This is a genomic window from Anaerobiospirillum thomasii, assembly GCF_900445255.1.
GTDB lineage: Bacteria > Pseudomonadota > Gammaproteobacteria > Enterobacterales > Succinivibrionaceae > Anaerobiospirillum_A > Anaerobiospirillum_A thomasii.
Map to the genome: position 1 here is coordinate 1 of NZ_UAPU01000001.1, position 20,317 is coordinate 20,317.

Here is a 20,317-nt window from a genome sequence, read left to right on the forward strand (position 1 = left end):
AATTCAAAAGCCACTTTTTAGAATGAAAAATCCCCATTTATATATTTAGAAACTATAATTAAGACGTGATGAGATAAAGAGATGAGCCATGTCTATAGTAAATAAATTTCTGCGCTACTTTTTCTACTGGCCAATCAGGCTTACTGCCAATTGTAATCCTGTACCGTTTGAGCCATTAAAGAGTCTTAATATCGAAGAGCAAGCCTATAGTCTATGCTATGGTCTCATCATCTCTTGGCAATATGTTAACTCTTGAGCGTCTTACCAACAGTCTTGGCCTGCCATCCCCTTTTGAACCTCTGTATCTGCATGGAAAAAAACTGCATCGTACAGCCTATCTAAGGCGCCCAAGTCTCTTTGGATCCAAGGCTCATATTGTAGATGCCTCCATACGTTTTCAGGAATGGGTTAATGTACTTGAGGGAGATGAGGACATACAGATCATTCCTGTTACTATTTTATGGTCAAGAAACCCAAGTTATGAAGGACTTGCCATCCGCGGTGTGGATGCACCTACTCCATCATGGCGCAAGTTTCTGACACTAACCTTTGCAGGACGCGACAACTGTACCATTCTTATTGATCCAATATCAGCCAGGGCTCTTAAACACAAGATGGTCAATAAGAACTGGGCCATTATCAATAGACGACTTGCGCTGTACTTTTTAAAAAAGGCCCGTGCTGTTGTAGGCAAGGCTTTTCCTAACAGAAGAGTACTTATACAGGAGCTTTTAAAGCGTCCTGGCACAGTGGTTGCCATCAGGGAGGAGATGACAAGAAGCGGAAAAAGCTATGAAGAGCTTGAGCATACTGCCCTGCACATCTTCAAAGTCATGGTAGCTGATACCAGATATCCTCTTTTGAAATTTATTAATTCAGTTATATCCCTGTTATGGCATCGCATCTATCACGGTCAGACCATACGTGGTGCTCAAAGAGTAAGAGATCTGGTACAAAGCGGTCATGAAATAATCTATATTCCATGTCACAGAAGTCACATGGACTATATTCTGCTGTCATTTGTTATTTTCCATGAAGGCCTGCCTCTGCCACAGGTAGCATCTGGTGACAATTTAAACTTTTTCCCTGTAGGCCCTTTGATCCGCCGCTGCGGTTCATACTTCATACGTCGCAAGATGAAGGGTGATAAATTCTATACAGCCATGTTCAGAGAATATCTGCTTATTCTCTTTGAAAGAGGCTATGCCACAGAATTTTTCATTGAGGGAGGACGTTCACGTACAGGCAGAACCCTGCCTCCACGAACAGGTATGGTCTCCATGACTGTACAAGCACAGCTTCGTGGCATAGAAAGACCTATAGCCTTTGTGCCTACCTATCTTGGTTATGAGCATGTTATGGAAGTTGGCTCATACATGAGAGAGCTTGGTGGTATTAAAAAGCAAAAAGAAAGTGCCTGGGATCTGCTTGGTATCTTCAAACGCCTGCGCTACTACGGACGTGGCTATGTAACTTTTGGCGAGCCAATTATTGTTCCAAAGTTTTTACAAAATCATGTGCCTACATGGAAAGATGATATCGATCCTACAGGACTAAGACGTCCTGACTGGCTGCACTCAACAGTAAATCTCCTCTCACGTGAGATCATTATAAAATTAAATGATTCTGCAACAGTAAATGGTATCAATCTGTGCGCCTTAGCTCTGATTCACGATGAAGACAGAACTGTCAGCATGAATGTTCTGCGCCGCTGTATCAATCTGTTCCTTGAGGTCTTAAAATGCGATCCGGCCCGTCACAAATCACTGCCACAGGATCTTAACGTAAATACTCTCATCCGTCAGGCTCTTGAATTAAATAAATTCCATACCTATGATGTAGGAGATCTCAAGTTTGTGCGTCCGTCAAACGGTCAGACCATGCAGCTTATGTATTTTCAGAAATAATATTCTGCATCTGTTTGCCCTGCCGGCTTTAGTAGCCAACATCCTAATACGTCATGGTCATATTCTAAGAAAAGACGTCAATATACATACAAGATCTCTCTTTTATTTCCTGCGCCATGAGCTCTATGCTCCTGTCTCAGAGCAGTCTCTTGATAGCCTTATAGAGGTTTACATAGATACTTTTATAAAGCTTGGCTACATCACAGAAAATGACAAGATGCTGTATATATCAGGTGATGGCTTTAGTGAGTTTTTAATTCTCTCAAGAAGCATAAGACCATCATTGGTACGCTATCTTGTGGGTGTAGCAACTCTAAAGCAGATGGATGATGGCACAATCAACATTGATACATTTATTGCCAGATGCATTGAATCAGCCAAATCCCTGCCATCTGATGTATCAAAATTCTCCTGAATTTGCAGATCCGATTATGTTTAAGATTCTGACAGAAACACTGATCCGTCATAATTACTTTACAATTCTTGAGGATGGTACTTTAAAGAAAAAATTCATCTAAGGTGGATAAACTTGCCCGCGCTGCTGAACCTTTACTGCCGGCAAGAGAGGTTAAAACTCTTTACGAGCAGCATAACAAACAACTAGCGAGGTATAATCTCTAAACATATTGGTACTATCAGAGGCCAATTGAGAATATGGTAGGATAACTTATAGATGATAAGAGTTTTACAGATTCAGGATAAAACTCTTTTTAAGTCATATTTTAAAATTTTAGTTGCATTGGTGTTCTATAGTTTCAATCTAAAGCGGTTGCCTGCAATATACTCAACTGACAGGTAGATTTTTCTGCCACTTTTATCATTTAAAACTGAACTTATGATAAAAATAGGCTCGCCCTTGCCTAGCTTTAACGAGCGTGAAACTATGGCGTCAGCCCTGCCCACCTCTATTATATTGTCACTTGCCGAATCAATATACACGCCATGAGATGCAAGAGTTTTAATAATAGAGCTGTTTTCAAGCTCCTCATCTTTCATAAAATCAAATTCAGGTAAAAACCAGCCCTTTTCAAGCATGATTGGTACATTATCTGCAAGACACACACGCTCAAGATAAATAGTAGGACTTTTTATATCAACACCAAGAGCCCTGCTGACCTTGCTGTTAGCTCCAGCTATACCTCTATTGAGTATCTGTGTTGAAGCTTTAACACCGTTGAGCTGACAGGTTATGGTAAAACCTAAAATCTGAAAATCTCTGTCTATGCATCTTTGCAGCTTCTGATGCTCAACAAAGGTGCCACGTCCCTGCACCTTGATGATAAAGCCCTCGTCAGTTAGCTCCTGAATAGCTCTTCTTATTGTTATGAGACTGACTCCGAACATATTGGCAAGCTCCCTTTCAGTTGGAAGCTTCTGTCCGGACACATACTCTCCAAGCTCAATTTTCTTTTTTATCTCGTAGTAAACTACAGCATATAATGATGTATTTTCAGAAATATCAGAGCTCATAGTCTATTCTCACACATTAAGGCACACTGATGCACCAAGACTTATACATCGCCATATCTAGTCAAACAAATAGAGGCTCTAATCCTGCGCTGTCAATTAAGGCTAATCTTATATGCAAAAGTCTTATAAATTTTAACAAATTACTGAATTATATTAACTTTTTTTATAAGATCTATACTGACTATGCATTTATGTACAAAATATATCAATCTGCACAACTATTGATCAACATGACAATAATTAAAGCCTCAAATCAAGAAGTTAAGCCTATGACCTCTCCATAGCACCAATCTTTAAAAAGGCCTCTGACAGAGCCTGTGTAGCATCCATCTGTCCTGTATAGGCTTTGTATATGTACTCATATAAAAGACCGTTTTTAGCAGGTGAGCTGTCAGCAAAAGGCAGAGGTTTGGCATGCTCAAGCAGCAGATCAAGAGCCTTGCTCCATGGTCTGTCAAGACTGTATCCTTGTACAGAGGCGTACCTGAGTATAAGGCACACTTTTTATCTATATCACTGCAGCACAGATAGTCAAAAAGCTCATGACAGATCTCTTTGTTACAAGAAGACTCTAAAAGTCCAAAATTCCAGGCTACATTCCAGGCTGTAGAGAGCGTGGCAAAGCCATACCCCTCATCTAAAGGCATCTGTCTGTCAATTAGTCCCAGCTGTCCTGACCAGGTTATAATAAGCTGTGCCTCATCTTTGATAAGGGCAGATGCCACCTCTTCATTGCCAAATTTGTCTGTACCTGGCAGCGCGCTGTCTTTTAACGAGCAGTAGGCTGCAAGACGCTGTGTAAAAGCATCTGCTTTTTCAATAAGGCCATCTTGTGTGTAGATATCCTGTATTGTGCCATTATGTGTATAGCGTAAAAATGGCAGAGCGTCAGTGAAGATCTCAGAGGCCGCGGCTTTGACACTAAAGGCGCCCTTAAAATCTTCTGTGGCAAGCTTGATAAAAGTATCTGGCTCTATGATTTTATTGTCATAAGCATCAAGCCTTGCGCTTACTCCCTTTTTAAAGACAATAATGTGTCCGTCATAAAAGGCAGGAAAGGCATAGAGTCTGTCATGCATTTTTATGTCATAGGCAAGACCCATGCGCAATTTATCTGCATTAAAATCAAGTGGGCTTAGCTGTTTGTTATCAACCAGATCCTTTAAAAACAGGTGACCTGGGAACATGACTATGTCATAGCCTCCAGAGCCAGAGAGTGACAGCTGCAGAAGCTTTGTATATTCACTCCATGGGTGCATCTCAAAGACAACTTTGTGGGAAAAGGCACTGAATATATCAAGCTTTTCATCATCAAAGGCAAAAACGGCCGGATCTGCAACAGCCAGTATTTTTATACATTGTGTCATCTTATCTATCCGCTTAAAACAAAAGGATCTGTCAAACATGGCAGATCCTTTTATGATTTCTATTTACTTGTCTTTGCTATCAGCCTTTTTGACAACTTCCGCAAGTCCCTGTTCAAACGGAGCTTTGACTATGCCATATTCGGTCACAAAGCCCGTTACCAGATCATGGTCTGTTACGTCAAAGGCAGGATTGTAGATTTTCACTCCATCTGCAATCATTGGCTTTTCATACCACATATGTGATACCTCTTTGCCATCACGCTCCTCAATTACAATCTCGCTGCCTGATTTGGTGCCAAGATCTATAGTTGAGGTTGGTGCACACACATAAAATGGGATGCCAAAGCGCTTGGCAGCCAGAGCTACAGCTGATGTGCCAATCTTATTGGCAAAATCGCCGTTGGCAGCTACGCGGTCACAGCCTACAAAGACTGCCTGTACCCAGCCGTTGCGCATTACTGTAGGAGCGGCGCTGTCGCAGATTGAAGTAACATCAATACCGGCACTGTGCAGCTCATAGGCAGTAAGACGGGCACCTTGCAGTAAAGGTCTGGTCTCATCTGAAAATACCTTGATTTTCATGCCCTTTTCATGAGCTATATACATAGGAGCAGTGGCTGTGCCATATTTGGCTGTGGCAAGCTGACCTGCATTGCAGTGAGTTAAGAGACCATCGCCGTCTTTAATCAGGGTAACACCGTACTCACCTATGTTACGGCAGATCCAGATATCCTCATCTACAATAGCCTGAGCCTCTTTTTTCAAAAGCTCAACAATCTTATCTACGGCCAGGGTTTTATTATCCTGTACCACCTTGTCCATGCGCTTTAGTGCCCATGACAGATTTACAGCTGTCGGACGGGCAGAGTCTAGATAATCTTTGGCTTTGACAAAATCTGCATAGAAAGAGTCAAAATCCTTTTTGCTCTTAAAGATCTCACAGGCGGCAAGATAGATGCCAATGGCCGCAGCGTCACCAATAGCAGGAGCTCCGCGCACTTTGAGCTCATAAATTGCCTGCCATATATCCTTTTGCTCGGTTAAATGTAAAATCTTGGTTTCATTTGGCAGCAGAGTCTGATCAATAATCACCAGTGCTTTTTTCTCATCATCAAGACTTACTGTTGCGTAATCTAAAATTGACATATTTTCAATCCTCTAAAATTTAGCTATAGCCTTGTTCATGGCGCAGACAAAATCAAATCCTGTGGAGAATGAGCTTCTGTTTAAAATACAGTTCTTGGCGTAGGTTATGATAATACGCTCTGCTCTTGTTCTGGCCTTTTCATCCTTGATTGAGGTTATATCCTTAACATTGGCCATACCTACGGTACGACGAATAAGCTCTAAACCTACAACACCTGCTGTATCCTCAATCACTCTTTGCAGGTAGAAATCTAAAAAGCCTTTGCATTTGGCCATATGATCTGTTGCATGGGCCTGATAAAGCTGGCTGAATTTAACCTTAAAGCCATCTAGAATCTGCTCTATGGTTTCAATACACCAGGTGCAGAATTTCTCTTTGTGCACAGGATCTTCAATGGTGGCATCACCATTGGCCCAGGCAAAGAACAGATTGGCCATGATATTGCCTATGTCATAGGACATAGGAGCATAGCAGGCAAATTCACAGTCAAAGAAGAATGAGTGCTCTTCGTTGATGAAAATAGAGCCTGTGTGCAGATCACCATGAATTAATGACTGGGCATTGTTCATAAACTCAAATTTAAGCTTGGCCACCTCAAGGTGCAGAGCCTTGTCGCTGTAGAGCTCCTTTTGCACAAACTCAAGATTTGGTGAAAACACATTGTTTCTATCATTGTAGTTAAGGTATGGCTCTGAGTAGACCAGATCCTCTGTAATCTCGCAGATTTGAGGATTGATAAAACGGCGTACCTGCTCCTTCTTATGCTTGTGCTCATCTACAATATCAGAGGTCAGAAGCAGTGTTCTTGCCAGGAAGGTGGAGCACTGATCTGCAAACTTTGGAAATATTTTGTGCTCGCATAAGGCTGTACGCATCATATAGTGGCCAATCATATCCTCCATGATGAAGGCGCACATAACACCATCATATAGATATACCTTAGGTACCATACCAGGGCAGATATCACCCTGTATGCCTAAAATCTCAGACTCGATACGACCTCTGTCAGTTGAAATTTTAATTTCCTTGGAAATACGTAGCTCTTCTGCAGCCTGCTTTACAATAATGGTTTTGCCAGAATTTTCATCTGTAACTCTGAACACGTAATTTAGGTTGCCATCACCGATTTCCTTGCAGGTGAGTTTGGCATCAGGTGCAAAGAAATCTGGCAGTTTGTTTAAAACATAGGCTGCAACATCATCAGCTTTCATTAGGAAATAAGTATCATATAAAGACATAATCACTCCTTTTACATTTTTATTTTTTAACTGAGTATGTAATGGCCAGAGCACCAGCCAGAACCAGACCCTTGATAATATTCATGGCATAGTAAGGTACAGCCATCATAATAAGACCATTTTCCAGAATACCGATGAGAACAGCACCTACCAGGGTACCAAAGGCATTTGGTTTGCCTGCACCAGCAATTGAGTAACCGATAAAGGCTGCGGCAACTGCCGGCATTAAGAAGGTATCACCTGCACCAACCTGAGCAGTACCTACACGTGCTGCAAGGCAGATACCGCCGATGGCTGCAAAAGCGGCAGAGAGCAGATAGGCTAAAAACTTATATCTGTTGACAGGAATACCTGACAGACGGGCTGCCTCAGGATTACCGCCGATGGCATACATGAATCTGCCGTACTTGGTGAAGTTTAAGAAGAACCATGCAAAGCCTACCACTGCAATCATGATAATAATCAGATATGGCTCAATACCAAACTCGCGGAAGAATGGAGGTACAAGACCTGGAGCCTGAGTTCCGTCTGGCAGCATCATACGCTCGGTGATAGCGCCGCCGTTTGAATAGGTCAGAGCAACACCCTGCAGCATGAACATAACAGCTAAGGTGGCAATCATATCTGGTATCTTCATCTTGATGATGAGGAAGGTGTTAACAAGAGTTACACACAGACAGACTAAAATGGTCAGAGTGATAGACATACCAACTGACAGGCCGTACCAGACAAACATAGTCATAACAAAGGTATCAGCCAGATTGGCAGTTGATCCTACAGCCAGATCCATACCGTTTACAGCCAGTGAGAAGGTAATGCCTATGGCAATAATGGCCATAATAGATATGGAGCGCAGGATGGTAATCATGTTATCTGCTGTTAAAAACAGACTTTCATTATACTCACTATCCCATGTGGCAAAGGTGAAGAATATGAACACCAGCACAGTGACTATAATGGTGCCCCACTTCATGCAGAAGTCTACGCACTGTCTTATCAGATCTTCTTTTTGATTTTGTTCAATTGTTTTTGCAATCATGTTATCTGCCTCCTGTGCAATAGAACAACAGCTCTTTTTCACTAGTTTCTTTAGGTAAAAGTTCTTTTACAATCTGACCGTCGTACATAACATAGATACGGTCGCAAATGCTTAAAATCTCGTTAAACTCGCATGTGGCATAGATGGCTCCGCATCCAGAGGCGGCCAGCTTTTCAATCAGCACATACATATCCTGCTTGGCACCTACGTCAATACCCTTGGTTGGTTCATCAAAGATATAGACCTTGGCCTTGGAGTTTAACCATTTGGCTAGCACCACCTTTTGCTGATTACCACCTGAGAGCAGTGCTACCACCTTGTCATTAGACGGTGTTTTAATACCCAGATCTTCAATATATCTGTCAGCTACAGCCTTCTGTTTTCTGACGCTTACAACCTTGGCGGCATTGCACACGCTGTCAATGGCGGCAATGGATATATTTTCATAGACGCTGTCGGTGATAAGTACACCCTCTTTACGTCTCTCTTCAGGCACGAGGGCAAAACCGTTCTGTACGGCATGATATGGGGTAGAGCAGTCAACCTTTTTACCCTCTAGGGTAATGGTTCCTTCTCTGGCCTGCATGGCTCCAAAGAGTGTTTTACACAGCTCAGTTTTACCGGCGCCTACAAGACCTGCAATGCCTACAATCTCACCTTCTCTTACATAAAGGTTGATATCCTGTACGGCATTTTCCCTTTCGCTTAAATGCTCAACGCGTAGCAGCTCCTTGCCTAATTTGATATCCATTTTCTGATAGGCATCACTGTAGCTACGTCCAAGCATCTGCTCGACAATAGTATTCTGCTCAATCTCTTTGGTTAATGGATAGGAGCAGACATTAGCTCCATCACGCATAACTGTAATCTGTGAGCAGATCTCATAAAGCTCGGCCAGTCTATGGGATATAAAGATAATGGCCAGGCCTTTTGAGGATAAATCTCTTACAACTCTAAAGAGTTCTTTGGTTTCAGTATTAGATAAAGGAGCGGTAGGCTCATCAAGAATTAAAAGACGACAGTTTGATGCAAGGCATCTTGCAATTAAAACCATCTGCTTTTGAGCGAGGGTCAGAGTATCAACATGCGCATTTAAATCAAGGGTGATGTTGAGCTTGTCCAGCTGCTCTTTGGCGACACGCTTGATCTCACTCCAGGATACAACAGATCCTGTCATGCTGTTTACCATATTGTTAAACATGACATTTTCAGCTACGGACAGATAAGGTATCAGGGCTGTGTCCACCTCCTGATATACAATCTCAAGTCCTAGCTTTTTGGCATCTGAGGCAGAGCGTATCTCAACGTTCTGACCGTTGATACTGATCTCTCCTGTATAGTGTGTGTATCTGCCAGATAGCACACTCATCAGTGTTGATTTACCGGCGCCGTTGGCACCTACAAGAGCATGAATCACTCCTCCCTCGGTATTAAAGTCTACGCCTTTGAGAGCTTTAATACCGGGGAACTCGATCTCGATATTTTTCATGCTTAAGTGAAATTTATCCACGGTCATGAGTTCCCCTTAATATATTACTTGTTTACATAGAGTTTCTGAATCTCTGGTGTATTTAGAGCCTTAACTGGATCATCGGCATTGCCCCAGCCTTCAACTATTTGTACAAGATTCTCCATTGTGACACCCTCATTTAATTCAGATGTCTTAATGTTCTTAGCCTCAAGGTTGAAATAGTCAGGAGTCTGAATGTTGTTGAGCTTCATAGCCATAAGACGCATATTAACTACACCGATGAGTTTTGGATCTACAGCTGCAGATGAGATCCAGACTTTTGGATTTCTGACCATAAGCTGAATGTCATCGTTTGAGATGTCGATGGTGTACATAGGCATATCAGTGCGGTTGGCATCGTTTAAGGCCTGCAGTACGCCCTTGGCAAGCTCATCATAGCAGCCCCAGATTGCATCTACTTTGCCTGGTCTTAGAGTTGGCAGAATTGCTGCTGTCTTGGTGGTTACGTCACCACGGGCATTAGCTGGATCTGATGGAGAGATAGTGTAGACAGTCTTTATTTTGCCTTCTTTCTCAAGCTTAGTGTATATAGTGTTACGTCTGTCAAGAGGTGGAACACCTGGGCCCATGAAGGTCTTTAATACTTTCATTGGGTATTTGCCGCCCTTGGCCTCAAAGTCAGCCATCATCTGACCTAATGAGAGCTCGGCTAATGCATAGTCATCCTGGGCAGTTGAGGTTACTGTAGGTAACAGCTCACCTTTTGGATCGCCGCCTTTAAATGGCATGGTATCGAAAGTTACAACCTTAATGCCTTTGTCAACGGCTGGCTTTAACAGATCGTAGGAGTATGAAAGCTGACCGTGTGACAGAATAATGCCGTCATAGCCTTTTGAGATAACCTGAGCTGTAGTTTCCTGCGCTCTTGAGTCAACACCGTCGGTTACGAATGTATCAACCTTGTAGCCAAACTTTTTGCCCTCGCTGACACAGCCTGCCAGGAACTGCTGAGTATGATCGCCTGCAGCTAAGTTTCTAACTACGGCAATTTTAATTTCCTTGCCGTTAACGTCGGCTGCCATAACAGGCAGTGAAGCAGAAACAGCGGCGGCTCCAAATGCTACAGCCAGTAATGTTTGTTTAATTTTCATATACACCTCACATTGGTTAGTGATTATTTTGAAGGTAAAATGATTTCCTTTGGATATTCCCACTTCTGCAGTTCACTTTGAGGAACAACAGGAGGTTCACGTCCTGGACCTAAAACTGTAAGTGTTGTCAGATACATGCGGGCAAGCTCCTCCATGTACTCACAGCGCAGTACAGCCTCATGCAGAGAATCCTGATGTACAGCAATGGTTCCATGCTGCTGCATAAGAGCCACATCACTGTCCTTTAGTGCCTCAATTACGTTATCAGCAAGCTCCTTGGTGCCAGGACGACCGTATTTTGCAACAGGTATGGTGTTGCCATCTTTGCAGTTGAGCAGTGACAGCTCATAGATAATGGCCGGAATTGGCTTGTTTAAAACGCTAAAGGCAGTTGCAGTTGTTGAGTGGGTATGGGCTATAGCATGCACATCCTGTCTGTCTTTATATATGGCAATGTGCATAAGAGCCTCACTTGTAGGTTTTAAATTGGTCAGAGCCTCAACCACACGACCTTCAAGATCCATGACTACAATATCTCTTTCGGTCATACGCATGCGATCAAAGCCAGATGCTGTAATACAGATTAAGTCTGAATCTGGAACCCTGACGCTAAAATTACCTGATCTGTGTTTGCAAAGACCAGATCTTTCGGCATTTTGTGAACAAACTAAAACTTCATTCTTATATGAATCTAACATAACTCAAACCTCCGTCTTTTATAATTTATATAGATAATATTCATTATAATGTCTATAAACTATGTACATTTTCGTGACAGCCTTAAAATGTATGGTAAAAAGTGTGCATTTTTTTGTGACCTGTTTGATATTTTTTACAATAAAATCAGAATATGGAATACGTTGTAATATTGAAATAACCTATTGTTATTAAATGTAAATTTATCAAGTTAACTATTAATTGACTTTTGTTTATCCGTCACAATTTCACTAAAATTTTGTGACTTATGCTGTATTTTATAAGGGGGGGGGGGGGGGGCTAAAACAGCCTCATAAAGACCTTTGGCATGACTATTTCATAGACAAAAGCGTATGCAGGTTTGGTCGAATCATTAAAAGTTGCTTCCAGTGAACACTACTTAATCAAATGAGTTAAATACATTGCCTTAGAATCCACCAAAAACTCGGACGGCAATCATAGATTAAAACACATTTAAATTCTAATTCAGACCTTAATCTACTGTCTAATGGAAGCAAAGCTCCGTTATTTACTATAAGTAAGACACATAAAGCGTATTACACTTAACTGTTGGAGGTTGTGGATAGTTATAAAAATCAGGTTCAAGATAATTGAGACGCTAAAGTGATAGTAAAGGATCTGTTTAAGAACAAATGAAAATCTGCGACAAGTGAACTTACATCAAAGATTTAATAGGGAGGGAATAGATACTCTGTACCATATAAATATATCCACAAATTTGTAGAAATAAAAATTACACCATATAAGTTCGAATTATTCATAAACAGCAGGATAATTGTTAACCATACCCAATTAAGATGCTATACCACACAATGTATAATACACTGAAGTCTATGAAGATACTTTAAAACTAGGAGCAGTATAAAAGGTAGGCATATGCCTACCTCTATCACTCAAGTTAAGGTCTATATTAATATTTCTTATTTACGTGCATCAAGTAAAGCCTGAGCATTTTCTGTGCTTACAACAGTCCATGGAATCATATAGTGCTTTAACTGACCATCTTCCCATTTTAATTCAGGCTCATACTGTGCCCAAATATCTGACATTGGCTTATACTCTGGACCAATTACAGCTCTTAAAGCTACATCTATAGAGCCATGCATTTGAGCTTTAGCATCCTGCAGAATAGATACCATCTCACCTTCCTGTACTGCTCTAATTGCATCAGATACACCATCAATACCTGCAATAGCAAAATCTTTAGGATTTAAACCTGCACCCTTGATAGCTTCAATTGCACCTAAAGCCATTTCATCATTCTGTGCAATGACTCCATCAATTTTACCACGATGTTTCTGTAACCAGTTCTCCATTAAGACCATAGCTTCTGCACGGCTCCAGTTTGCTGTCTTTCTTTCTAAAACTTTCACTGCGCCTTCACCGCACTCAGCAATAGCTGTATCATTGCCCTGACCACGCTGAATTTCTCCTGAACCACCCTTCGGTCCTTCAATAATAACAACGTTGCCTTTACACTTTAATTTACCTAAAACAGCCTTAGCCTCCATGTAGCCGCCCTTAACATCATCAGAAACAACCTCTGCTGTTATATCTTCGGTGTTAAGTCTAGCATTTGTTACAACTACAGGAATTCCTGCTTCATTAGCCATAGTTGCTACATCAATATTTGCCTCAAAATCAAGAGGGTTTACAATAATGGCATTTGTCTTAGTCTGAATTGCAGTTTCTGCCTGGTTATTTTGAACCATTGGGTCGTAACGTCCATCATAAAATGTCAGCTCAGCAACTCCAGAAGTAACTGCAGGGTGCTCTTTACCATATCTTTCCATTAATTGCACAAACTCTGCCTTCATACCATACATCAAAACAGATATTTTTACAGGCTGCTGTGCCATTGCTGATGTTGATGCAAATAAGGCTGAAGCTAAAGCAACAGATAAAGCTAGTTTTTTCATAAATAAAACTCCTATAGTTTTAAAAGATTATTCTTTTGATTTACGTGAAGGATCAAGTAATACTGCTATAACAATCAAGGCGCCCTTAATAACTTGCTGATAATAGGATGGAACACCTAACAAATCTAAACTGTTGTTCATAACGCCTATAATCAGTACACCGAAGAATGTTCCTGCAAGTGTACCTATACCACCAGTCATACTTGTGCCACCGATAACTACTGCAGCAATTGCGTCTAACTCATAAGCATTACCTGCATTAGTCTGAGCTGATCCAGTTCTTGCTGTTAAAATGAGACCCGCAATACCTGCCAAAGCGCCAGACAATGTATAAACCAACACTTTAATTCTTACGATATTTATACCTGATGTTCTTGCGCTCTTTTCATTGCCACCTACAGCAAAGACATAGCGACCAAAAGTTGTTTTATATAATAGAATCCATGACAGAATAAAAATTAATAGATAAATTACAACTGGGACAGGAATTCCAGCCATATATCCATTACCGATCCATCTAAAATCACTATTTAGCTGAGATACTGGGTTGCCTCCTGTTGTAAGCAGGGTTAAACCTCTAGCTGCAGATAACATACCCATAGTGACAATAAATGGCTGAATTCTATACTTACTTAAAATTGCACCATTTACATAGCCACAAACAGTACCTATTGCTAATGCAATTAAGAAAGGCAACAGAACAGCATCTGTTGTATCTCCAATTTTTAAACCCGAATTACTTGTAGCAAATCTTGCTGCAACAATACCTGCCAAAGCAAGTACAGAGCCTACAGACAGATCAACACCTGCTGTAATAATTACAAACGTCATACCAATTGCTAATATGCCATTGATTGAGATCTGTCGAAGAATAATAAGCATGTTGTCGTAGCTTAAGAAGTAATTATTATCCCACTCACCTCTTGCTACCTGAATTTGGCCGATGATTGACACAATTATGCACAGACCAATGAACGCAAGAATAATTCCAGATTTTCTTAAAGTATCTTTACTCAGACCAAATGGTCCCTTTTTGTGTGCTAGATCCATATCGAGAGTTCCTTTTATATAAAATCAATACATAATAACTAAACGGCTAACTTCATGAGACTAGCCTGGCTTGCCTCTTTGGCATCAACTTCTCCAACAAACTCACCATCTTTAAATACGATGATTCTGTCACTCATACCAATAATTTCAGGTAATTCTGAAGAAACCATAATGATACCCTTTCCTTCTAGTGCAAGCTCTGACATAAACTTGTAGATTTCCTTTTTAGCGCCAACATCAATACCTCGAGTTGGTTCATCTAAAAGTAAAACAAGTGGATTGGTTAAAGCCCATCGACCCAATACAACTTTTTGTTGGTTACCTCCAGATAAATTGCCAACTATCTCAGCTGCATTTGGTGTTTTCACATTAAATAACCGAATCATATCGTCAGCGCGTCTTAACTCTTTATTCTCATTAACAAATGAGCTTTTACTGATATCAGTAAATGAAGCAATATTGATGTTTTCACATATTGATCTACACAGAACCAGGCCTGTCTCCTTTCGGTCCTCTGTAACATAAGCTATGCCGGCTTTGATTGAGTCGCTTGGCTCGTGCTTTAATTTAAGCTCGTTTCCATCTATTTCTACTGTTCCAGAAGTAGCATGCTTAATACCAAAGATTGTGTCTAAAAACTCACTTCTTCCAGATCCGACAAGACCGTAAATGCCAAGAATCTCCCCTTTTTTGAGGTTTAGAGATATATTTTTAACTTTCTTTTTCCAGGTTAAATTCTTTACCTCTAAAATCACTTCATCAGTTGGCTTATTAAACTTTTCAAACTCGCTCTTTAATTCACCTCCAATGATATGCTCAATGAGCTTTTCTCTTGTGAGATCTTTAATCATGCCATCTGTAACATAGCGGCCATCTCTGAACACAGTATATGTGTCTGCTATCTGAAATATCTCTGAGAGTCTGTGTGAAACGTAAATAATGCCCTTTCCTTTTGCAGCCAGCATTTTGATTACTTCAAAAATCTTTTGAGCGTCTTCCTCGCCAATAGCTGATGTAGGCTCATCCATAATAATCACATCAGCATCTGCATGTGACAGTGCCTTGGCAATTTCAACAAGTTGTTGCTCTGCTACACTTAAAGAACGCATTGTGGATGTTGACTTAATATTAAAGTGCAAGCTCTCCATCAACTCGTCAGTCATCTGATTGAGTTTCTTAAAGTCTATAAAACCATTTTTATTAGGCTCTCTTCCCAACCAGATGTTTTCAGCTACTGTTAAATCAGGAATAGCACTAAGCTCTTGCTGCACAATAGCTATTCCTGCATCTATGGCATCACCAGGATGTTTAAAATTAACCTGCTTGCCTCTAAGATAAATATTGCCTGCATCTGGTAAGATAAAGCCCATAAGTATGCTTAAAAATGTGGATTTTCCAGCACCGTTTCCTCCACATAATGCATGTATAGAGCCTCTTTTTAAGGTGAAAAAGGCTTCCTTTAATGCTTGTACCTGTCCAAAAGACTTTTGTACGCCATCAACATGCAACAAGATATCTTTAACTTCTATTGTCATATTTGTACCTGAGGATAAGCTGATTTTAAAATCTCTAAGTAACGCTGATAAGCCTCTTCATAAAGAGACACTTTACTGGTATCTGGTGTATATTGTGTCGATGCATCTAAACCAACATAATCATTGCAAAGAGATATAAGTGAGCTTTGTGTAGCATGCTCTGAGCTTGCCCAAATTACCTGAATTGCAGCGCCTAAGGATGCAGCTTCACTATTTGTTAAGCACACAACTGGTGAGTTAACTGTATTAGAGACGATCTCTCTCCATGCCTGACTCTTGGAACCTCCACCTGTCAATCTAATCTGATTTACTGCAATACCCTGTTTTCTAAACAGATCAATTGCATAGCGCAAACCAAATGTAGCACCTTCAGTAGCAGCTACACATAAATTGGCATTTGTAAAGTTAGTTGCGTCAATGTTATATAGACTTGCCTTGGCATTTGGCAGAGCAGGAATTCTTTCTCCATTAAAGAATGGTAAAAAAGTCAGGCCATTAGCGCCCGGTTGAGTGCTCTGCAGATAATGATTAAAATCATCTAAATTAGTTTCCAGTAAATTCTGTACTATCGATGTTGCAGATGTTACATTCATTGTGCAGATTAATGGCAGATAGCCATTTGTTGATGAACAAAAGTTTGCAATCTGCCCGTCTGTGATCTTATTTACATTATCGGCATATGTAAACAGAGTACCTGAAGTACCAAGACTCATGGTTATAATGCCTGTCTTGATATTTCCTGTTCCAATGGCAGACATCATATTGTCACCACCACCGGAAGATACAACTGTCTCAGTTGTAACGCCGAGTAATTTTGCAACTTCTGGTCTTACTGTACCAACAATCTGTGTTGAATCAATAAGAGTGTTTAAGCAAGACTCAAGCTTTCCTGAGTTGTCTATTGAATCAATTACTTCTTTTGAGTAACTTTTTGTTTTGACATTTAACAAGCCTGTTCCAGAAGCGTCTCCATATTCTGCGACTTTATTCCCTGTCAAATAGAAATTTATATAATCGTGAGGTAGCATGATGCTATCTAACTGCTCATATAATTCCTTATTGTTTTTCTTAAGATTTAAAATCTTTGATACTGTATATCCCGTTTGAGGAACTATTCCTAGCTTTTCAATGCAGGCCTTAGTTCCTCCTAAAGCATCTATTATTTCCTGATTTTCTTTTGCGGTGGAAGTATCACACCATAACTTTACAGGACAGATCACTTTGCCATTTTTATCAACAGGCACAAATCCATGCTGCTGACCAGAAACACCAATGCCCTTTATATCTTTTCCTGATATCTGTGCCTGATTTAATGCCTGTTTAAATGAACTTACTAAAGCCTCGATCCACCACTCAGCCTCTTGCTCGCGTTTTCCATTGTGGTCAGCTATCAAGTCGTGAGCTGCACTACCCTCTCCAATAATCTTGTGAGTGTCGGTATCAACTATTACAACTTTGGTGCTTTGTGTACCACAATCAATTCCTGTAAAGTATGACATCTTTTACTCCATCTCTATAACAATCTTGACATCTGTAGCACGACCTTCGGCAGCTCTTTCATAAGCATCTACTACGTCATCAAACTTGAATCTCGCAGAAATAAGCGGTTTGACATCAAGTTTTCCAGAAGCCAATAAAGCAATAGTTTTTGGATACATATTTGCGTATCTGAAAATGGTTTTGAAGGTTATTTCTTTTGCCTGTGCTGCAACAATATCAAATGGTGTAGGTTCTATTGGCATACCGACAAGAACAACGGTACCGCTAGGAGCTACATGCTCTGTTACATTTAAAATTACAGGAGCAGCACCTGTACATTCAAATGCAACATTAACACCCATGCCAGATGTTAACTCACAAACCTTAGCTGCTAATTCTTCTTTATTCTTACTATTTATTGGGTGAAGACCAGGATACTGTTTTGCTATAGCGAGTTTTTCATCGAATAAATCACAGATGATCACATCTGAACATCCTCCAGAAAGCGCTGCAAGTGCTGTGAGAATGCCTATAGTGCCGGCACCGTAAACTAAACCAATATCACCTGGCTTAATTTCAGCTTTAGTTGCTGCCTGCATACCTATAGCCAATGGCTCAACCATTGCGCCTTCAGCATAGGACACGTTATCTGGAAGCTTAAATGTAAAAGCTGCAGGGTGCACAACAGTTTCGCACAGACATCCATCAATTGGAGGAGTGGCCCAGAATCTTACTTCAGGATCTAAATTATAAAAACCAGATAGTGTTTGAATGGATGACATATTTGGAATGCCAGGCTCCATACAAACCCTATCTCCAACTTTTAGATTTTTAACGTTATTTCCAATCTCAACAATTGTTCCTGAAGCTTCATGACCTAATACCATTGGCTTCTCTACGACAAAGGATCCTATTTTTCCGTATTGGTAATAGTGACAATCACTACCGCATATACCTACGGTATTGATTTTAATTTTGACATCATTATCACCAACAACTGCAGGAGCTGGAACATCCTTTACTGCAATCTGCTTTGTGTGTTCTAAAACTAAAGCTTTCATAAGGCACTTCCTAAAATAATTTTATTAATGAACTTTTCCTGTTCTATTTATAACTAAAAACAATTACTATGAACGCCTAAATTTGATATTTCTCACAAAAATTTAGAAAATTTTTAACTATAAACCGGCAAAAAGTGATCAATATCTTATTTGAATCAAGCAGAATGATAAAATTTATTTCTAATTACTGGTATTTTTATGTGATATACATCATATTTATAATAATAAAATACACTATTAATAAGATTTCATTAGAATCTAAATTGTAATTTTTACAAAGATTGATTTTTTTGCTTAAAACATCATTCCAAAGAGATTTTCTATCAATTAGTAAAATATTTTACTAATAAGATACTTTAGTAAACAATAAATATACGATTTAAAAAATCTCTTTGTACTGTTAAGATACCTACTAGCTCTTAACCTACAGAATAGTATTGGAGTTGCTGCAACGAAACGGTCATATAAGGATTGATTCATTTCGATGCTGGCGAGTTTAACAGTAAATACGCATAAACAAAATTAACATTGTATTTTCAACAAGGTCAGAGGTCACTGTGAAGCCGACAACATCAAAAAAAAATCATAAAAAAGTCAAAGGGACCATTTATAGAGAAAAAACTGTAAGCAAAGAGTTTAAGTGTTCCCTAGACTTATCTGCACCCTAATTACGAGGCATGGCTTCACATCTAATCCAGAAATTGCCAACAAATATGGAATCTCTTTACCAACGGCTATTTCATATACAAAAGAGCTGACAGATCGAGGAGTGATAATTGCTGATGGCAAAATGCTCTCTACTGGAGGTAAAAAGGCAACTAAGTTAACATTCAACCCAGATCATATTATCTCCTTAGGCATCGACATCAAAAAAGAGTCATATGTTTTTTGTGCAATCGACTTTTGTAACAACATAGTACATATGGAATCCATAAATGAGGTCTTTGAATTTAAGGAAAAATACTTCTCCAAGCTAATAGCTGAATTTAAATGTTTCAAAAATAAAGTTATTGATCTAAAGTCAAATATTTCGATCAATAGAGGTCTCGGTATCAGCATTCCTGCAGGAATTATTAATCCTCCTATGGAGGCTCAATCCCATGCATTAAAGCTCGATTTTGTGGATTTGGGTGAGTTTTTAAAGATAGATGAGCATGATCTTTTTTTAATTAACGACTCAAACGCAGGAGCTATTGCAGAAACTAGTACTTATAGCAATGCTGCCAGCTTTATTTATCTATCTCTAGCCAAAACTGTAGGAAGTGGAATTGTAGTTCTAGGTAGACTGATGGAAGGTCTTAACAATAGAACTGGTGAGGTTGGACATTTAACCTTGGTTCCTAACGGAAGACTATGCTATTGCGGAAAGGAAGGATGTGTTGATCCATATTTAAATGAAAGTGCGTTACTTTCTGGTATAGATAAAAATATCGAAGAATTTTTTATAAATTTAAACACTAATCCTAGTTTAAATAGACTTGAAAGTTATAACCGATATATTAAGTATCTTGCAATTCTGATAAATAATCTAAACAACGCCTTGGATGTCAAAATCATTTTGGGTGGCACTATTGGTCCTCACCTCTATGACAGGCTTGATATTTTACAAAATGAGATTATGAGAATTGCATCATATCCTATAGACAACATCTTTTTAAAGCCAACTATATTTGAGCAACCTGCTGCTTTTGGTGCAGCTTTTGCGGCCAGAAAAAAGCATATAAAAAATCTTTAGTATATGAGTGCTCTAAAAATGGCTGTTTTTA

Annotated in this window: 16 protein-coding genes and 1 pseudogene; 4 read left to right on the plus strand and 13 right to left on the minus strand. The window is 39.8% G+C overall.

From position 1 onward, the window contains the following. Nucleotides 1–218: 218 nt before the first annotated feature. Both DRZ93_RS00005 and DRZ93_RS00010 read left to right on the plus strand, forming a co-directional pair. Complete coding sequence (locus tag DRZ93_RS00005) at nucleotides 219–1,907, plus strand: 1-acyl-sn-glycerol-3-phosphate acyltransferase (RefSeq protein ID WP_113745414.1); 1,689 nt, start codon at nucleotides 219–221, stop codon at nucleotides 1,905–1,907. Next, complete coding sequence (locus tag DRZ93_RS00010; RefSeq protein ID WP_113745415.1) at nucleotides 1,855–2,322, plus strand: hypothetical protein; 468 nt, start codon at nucleotides 1,855–1,857, stop codon at nucleotides 2,320–2,322. Before DRZ93_RS00005 ends, DRZ93_RS00010 begins: the two co-directional genes overlap by 53 nt. 332 nt (nucleotides 2,323–2,654) lie before the next feature. Here the strand turns inward: DRZ93_RS00010 and DRZ93_RS00015 are convergent, their stop codons facing one another. The 8 genes from DRZ93_RS00015 to DRZ93_RS00055 all read right to left on the minus strand — a co-directional run bounded on the left by DRZ93_RS00015 (nucleotide 2,655) and on the right by DRZ93_RS00055 (nucleotide 11,488). After that, nucleotides 2,655–3,377 carry a GntR family transcriptional regulator gene (locus DRZ93_RS00015; RefSeq protein ID WP_113745416.1) on the minus strand — a complete coding sequence of 241 codons (723 nt, stop codon included), beginning with the start codon at nucleotides 3,375–3,377 and terminating at the stop codon, nucleotides 2,655–2,657. Nucleotides 3,378–3,670: 293 nt separating this feature from the next. Next, nucleotides 3,671–4,744, minus strand: coding sequence for an extracellular solute-binding protein (locus tag DRZ93_RS00025; RefSeq protein WP_172457969.1), 1,074 nt, complete (start codon nucleotides 4,742–4,744; stop codon nucleotides 3,671–3,673). A 63-nt stretch (nucleotides 4,745–4,807) separates the two neighbouring features. Continuing rightward, nucleotides 4,808–5,890 (minus strand): S-methyl-5-thioribose-1-phosphate isomerase, encoded by a 1,083-nt coding sequence (gene mtnA, locus DRZ93_RS00030; RefSeq protein WP_113743211.1) that lies wholly within the window; start codon nucleotides 5,888–5,890, stop codon nucleotides 4,808–4,810. Nucleotides 5,891–5,902: 12 nt separating this feature from the next. Next, nucleotides 5,903–7,129, minus strand: a complete 1,227-nt coding sequence (gene mtnK, locus DRZ93_RS00035) for an S-methyl-5-thioribose kinase (RefSeq protein ID WP_113745419.1) — start codon at nucleotides 7,127–7,129, stop codon at nucleotides 5,903–5,905. Nucleotides 7,130–7,148: 19 nt separating this feature from the next. Further along, entirely contained in the window at nucleotides 7,149–8,168 is a 1,020-nt protein-coding gene (locus DRZ93_RS00040; protein WP_113743213.1) for an ABC transporter permease, read from the minus strand. Between the two features lies 1 nt (nucleotide 8,169). Further along, the gene (locus tag DRZ93_RS00045) at nucleotides 8,170–9,684 is read right to left on the minus strand and encodes a sugar ABC transporter ATP-binding protein (protein ID WP_172457970.1); all 1,515 of its coding nucleotides are present in this window, start codon (nucleotides 9,682–9,684) and stop codon (nucleotides 8,170–8,172) included. A 17-nt stretch (nucleotides 9,685–9,701) separates the two neighbouring features. Beyond that, nucleotides 9,702–10,790, minus strand: coding sequence for a sugar ABC transporter substrate-binding protein (locus DRZ93_RS00050; RefSeq protein ID WP_113743214.1), 1,089 nt, complete (start codon nucleotides 10,788–10,790; stop codon nucleotides 9,702–9,704). A gap of 23 nt (nucleotides 10,791–10,813) precedes the next feature. Next, nucleotides 10,814–11,488 (minus strand): class II aldolase/adducin family protein, encoded by a 675-nt coding sequence (locus tag DRZ93_RS00055; RefSeq protein ID WP_113745420.1) that lies wholly within the window; start codon nucleotides 11,486–11,488, stop codon nucleotides 10,814–10,816. 709 nt (nucleotides 11,489–12,197) lie between these two features. Here DRZ93_RS00055 and DRZ93_RS13940 point away from each other — a divergent pair. After that, nucleotides 12,198–12,335: pseudogene (locus DRZ93_RS13940) on the plus strand (hypothetical protein); the annotation flags it as partial. Nucleotides 12,336–12,427: 92 nt separating this feature from the next. On the opposite strand, the gene DRZ93_RS00060 reads toward DRZ93_RS13940, so the two are convergent. From DRZ93_RS00060 to DRZ93_RS00080, 5 genes are read right to left on the minus strand one after another with little or no spacing between them, the layout of a single operon-like run. After that, nucleotides 12,428–13,426, minus strand: coding sequence for a substrate-binding domain-containing protein (locus tag DRZ93_RS00060; RefSeq protein ID WP_113745421.1), 999 nt, complete (start codon nucleotides 13,424–13,426; stop codon nucleotides 12,428–12,430). Nucleotides 13,427–13,453: 27 nt separating this feature from the next. Beyond that, on the minus strand, nucleotides 13,454–14,476 hold the full coding sequence (locus tag DRZ93_RS00065) for an ABC transporter permease (RefSeq protein WP_113745422.1): 1,023 nt from the start codon (nucleotides 14,474–14,476) through the stop codon (nucleotides 13,454–13,456). Nucleotides 14,477–14,514: 38 nt separating this feature from the next. Then, on the minus strand, nucleotides 14,515–16,011 hold the full coding sequence (locus tag DRZ93_RS00070; protein WP_113745423.1) for a sugar ABC transporter ATP-binding protein: 1,497 nt from the start codon (nucleotides 16,009–16,011) through the stop codon (nucleotides 14,515–14,517). Next, nucleotides 16,008–17,510: a xylulokinase gene (gene xylB / locus DRZ93_RS00075; RefSeq protein WP_113745424.1), complete on the minus strand. Its 1,503-nt coding sequence runs from the start codon at nucleotides 17,508–17,510 to the stop codon at nucleotides 16,008–16,010. Before xylB ends, DRZ93_RS00070 begins: the two co-directional genes overlap by 4 nt. Nucleotides 17,511–17,513: 3 nt before the next feature. Next, a complete protein-coding gene (locus DRZ93_RS00080; protein ID WP_113745425.1) occupies nucleotides 17,514–18,551 on the minus strand; it encodes an NAD(P)-dependent alcohol dehydrogenase in 1,038 nt (345 codons plus the stop codon). A 640-nt stretch (nucleotides 18,552–19,191) separates the two neighbouring features. On the opposite strand from DRZ93_RS00080, the gene DRZ93_RS00085 reads away from it, so the two are divergent. After that, nucleotides 19,192–20,286: an ROK family transcriptional regulator gene (locus DRZ93_RS00085; RefSeq protein ID WP_113745426.1), complete on the plus strand. Its 1,095-nt coding sequence runs from the start codon at nucleotides 19,192–19,194 to the stop codon at nucleotides 20,284–20,286. The last annotated feature ends 31 nt before the right edge of the window (nucleotides 20,287–20,317 follow it).

Bases quoted from the DNA above. Each gene is read 5' to 3' on its own strand.
- DRZ93_RS00005 (WP_113745414.1), top strand. From the start codon at position 219: ATGGTCTCATCATCTCTTGGCAATATGTTAACTCTTGAGCGTCTTACC.
- DRZ93_RS00015 (WP_113745416.1), bottom strand. From the start codon at position 3,377: ATGAGCTCTGATATTTCTGAAAATACATCATTATATGCTGTAGTTTAC.
- DRZ93_RS00025 (WP_172457969.1), bottom strand. From the start codon at position 4,744: ATGACACAATGTATAAAAATACTGGCTGTTGCAGATCCGGCCGTTTTT.
- mtnA (WP_113743211.1), bottom strand. From the start codon at position 5,890: ATGTCAATTTTAGATTACGCAACAGTAAGTCTTGATGATGAGAAAAAA.
- mtnK (WP_113745419.1), bottom strand. From the start codon at position 7,129: ATGTCTTTATATGATACTTATTTCCTAATGAAAGCTGATGATGTTGCA.
- DRZ93_RS00040 (WP_113743213.1), bottom strand. From the start codon at position 8,168: ATGATTGCAAAAACAATTGAACAAAATCAAAAAGAAGATCTGATAAGA.
- DRZ93_RS00045 (WP_172457970.1), bottom strand. From the start codon at position 9,684: ATGACCGTGGATAAATTTCACTTAAGCATGAAAAATATCGAGATCGAG.
- DRZ93_RS00050 (WP_113743214.1), bottom strand. From the start codon at position 10,790: ATGAAAATTAAACAAACATTACTGGCTGTAGCATTTGGAGCCGCCGCT.
- DRZ93_RS00055 (WP_113745420.1), bottom strand. From the start codon at position 11,488: ATGTTAGATTCATATAAGAATGAAGTTTTAGTTTGTTCACAAAATGCC.
- DRZ93_RS00060 (WP_113745421.1), bottom strand. From the start codon at position 13,426: ATGAAAAAACTAGCTTTATCTGTTGCTTTAGCTTCAGCCTTATTTGCA.
- DRZ93_RS00065 (WP_113745422.1), bottom strand. From the start codon at position 14,476: ATGGATCTAGCACACAAAAAGGGACCATTTGGTCTGAGTAAAGATACT.
- DRZ93_RS00070 (WP_113745423.1), bottom strand. From the start codon at position 16,011: ATGACAATAGAAGTTAAAGATATCTTGTTGCATGTTGATGGCGTACAA.
- xylB (WP_113745424.1), bottom strand. From the start codon at position 17,510: ATGTCATACTTTACAGGAATTGATTGTGGTACACAAAGCACCAAAGTT.
- DRZ93_RS00080 (WP_113745425.1), bottom strand. From the start codon at position 18,551: ATGAAAGCTTTAGTTTTAGAACACACAAAGCAGATTGCAGTAAAGGAT.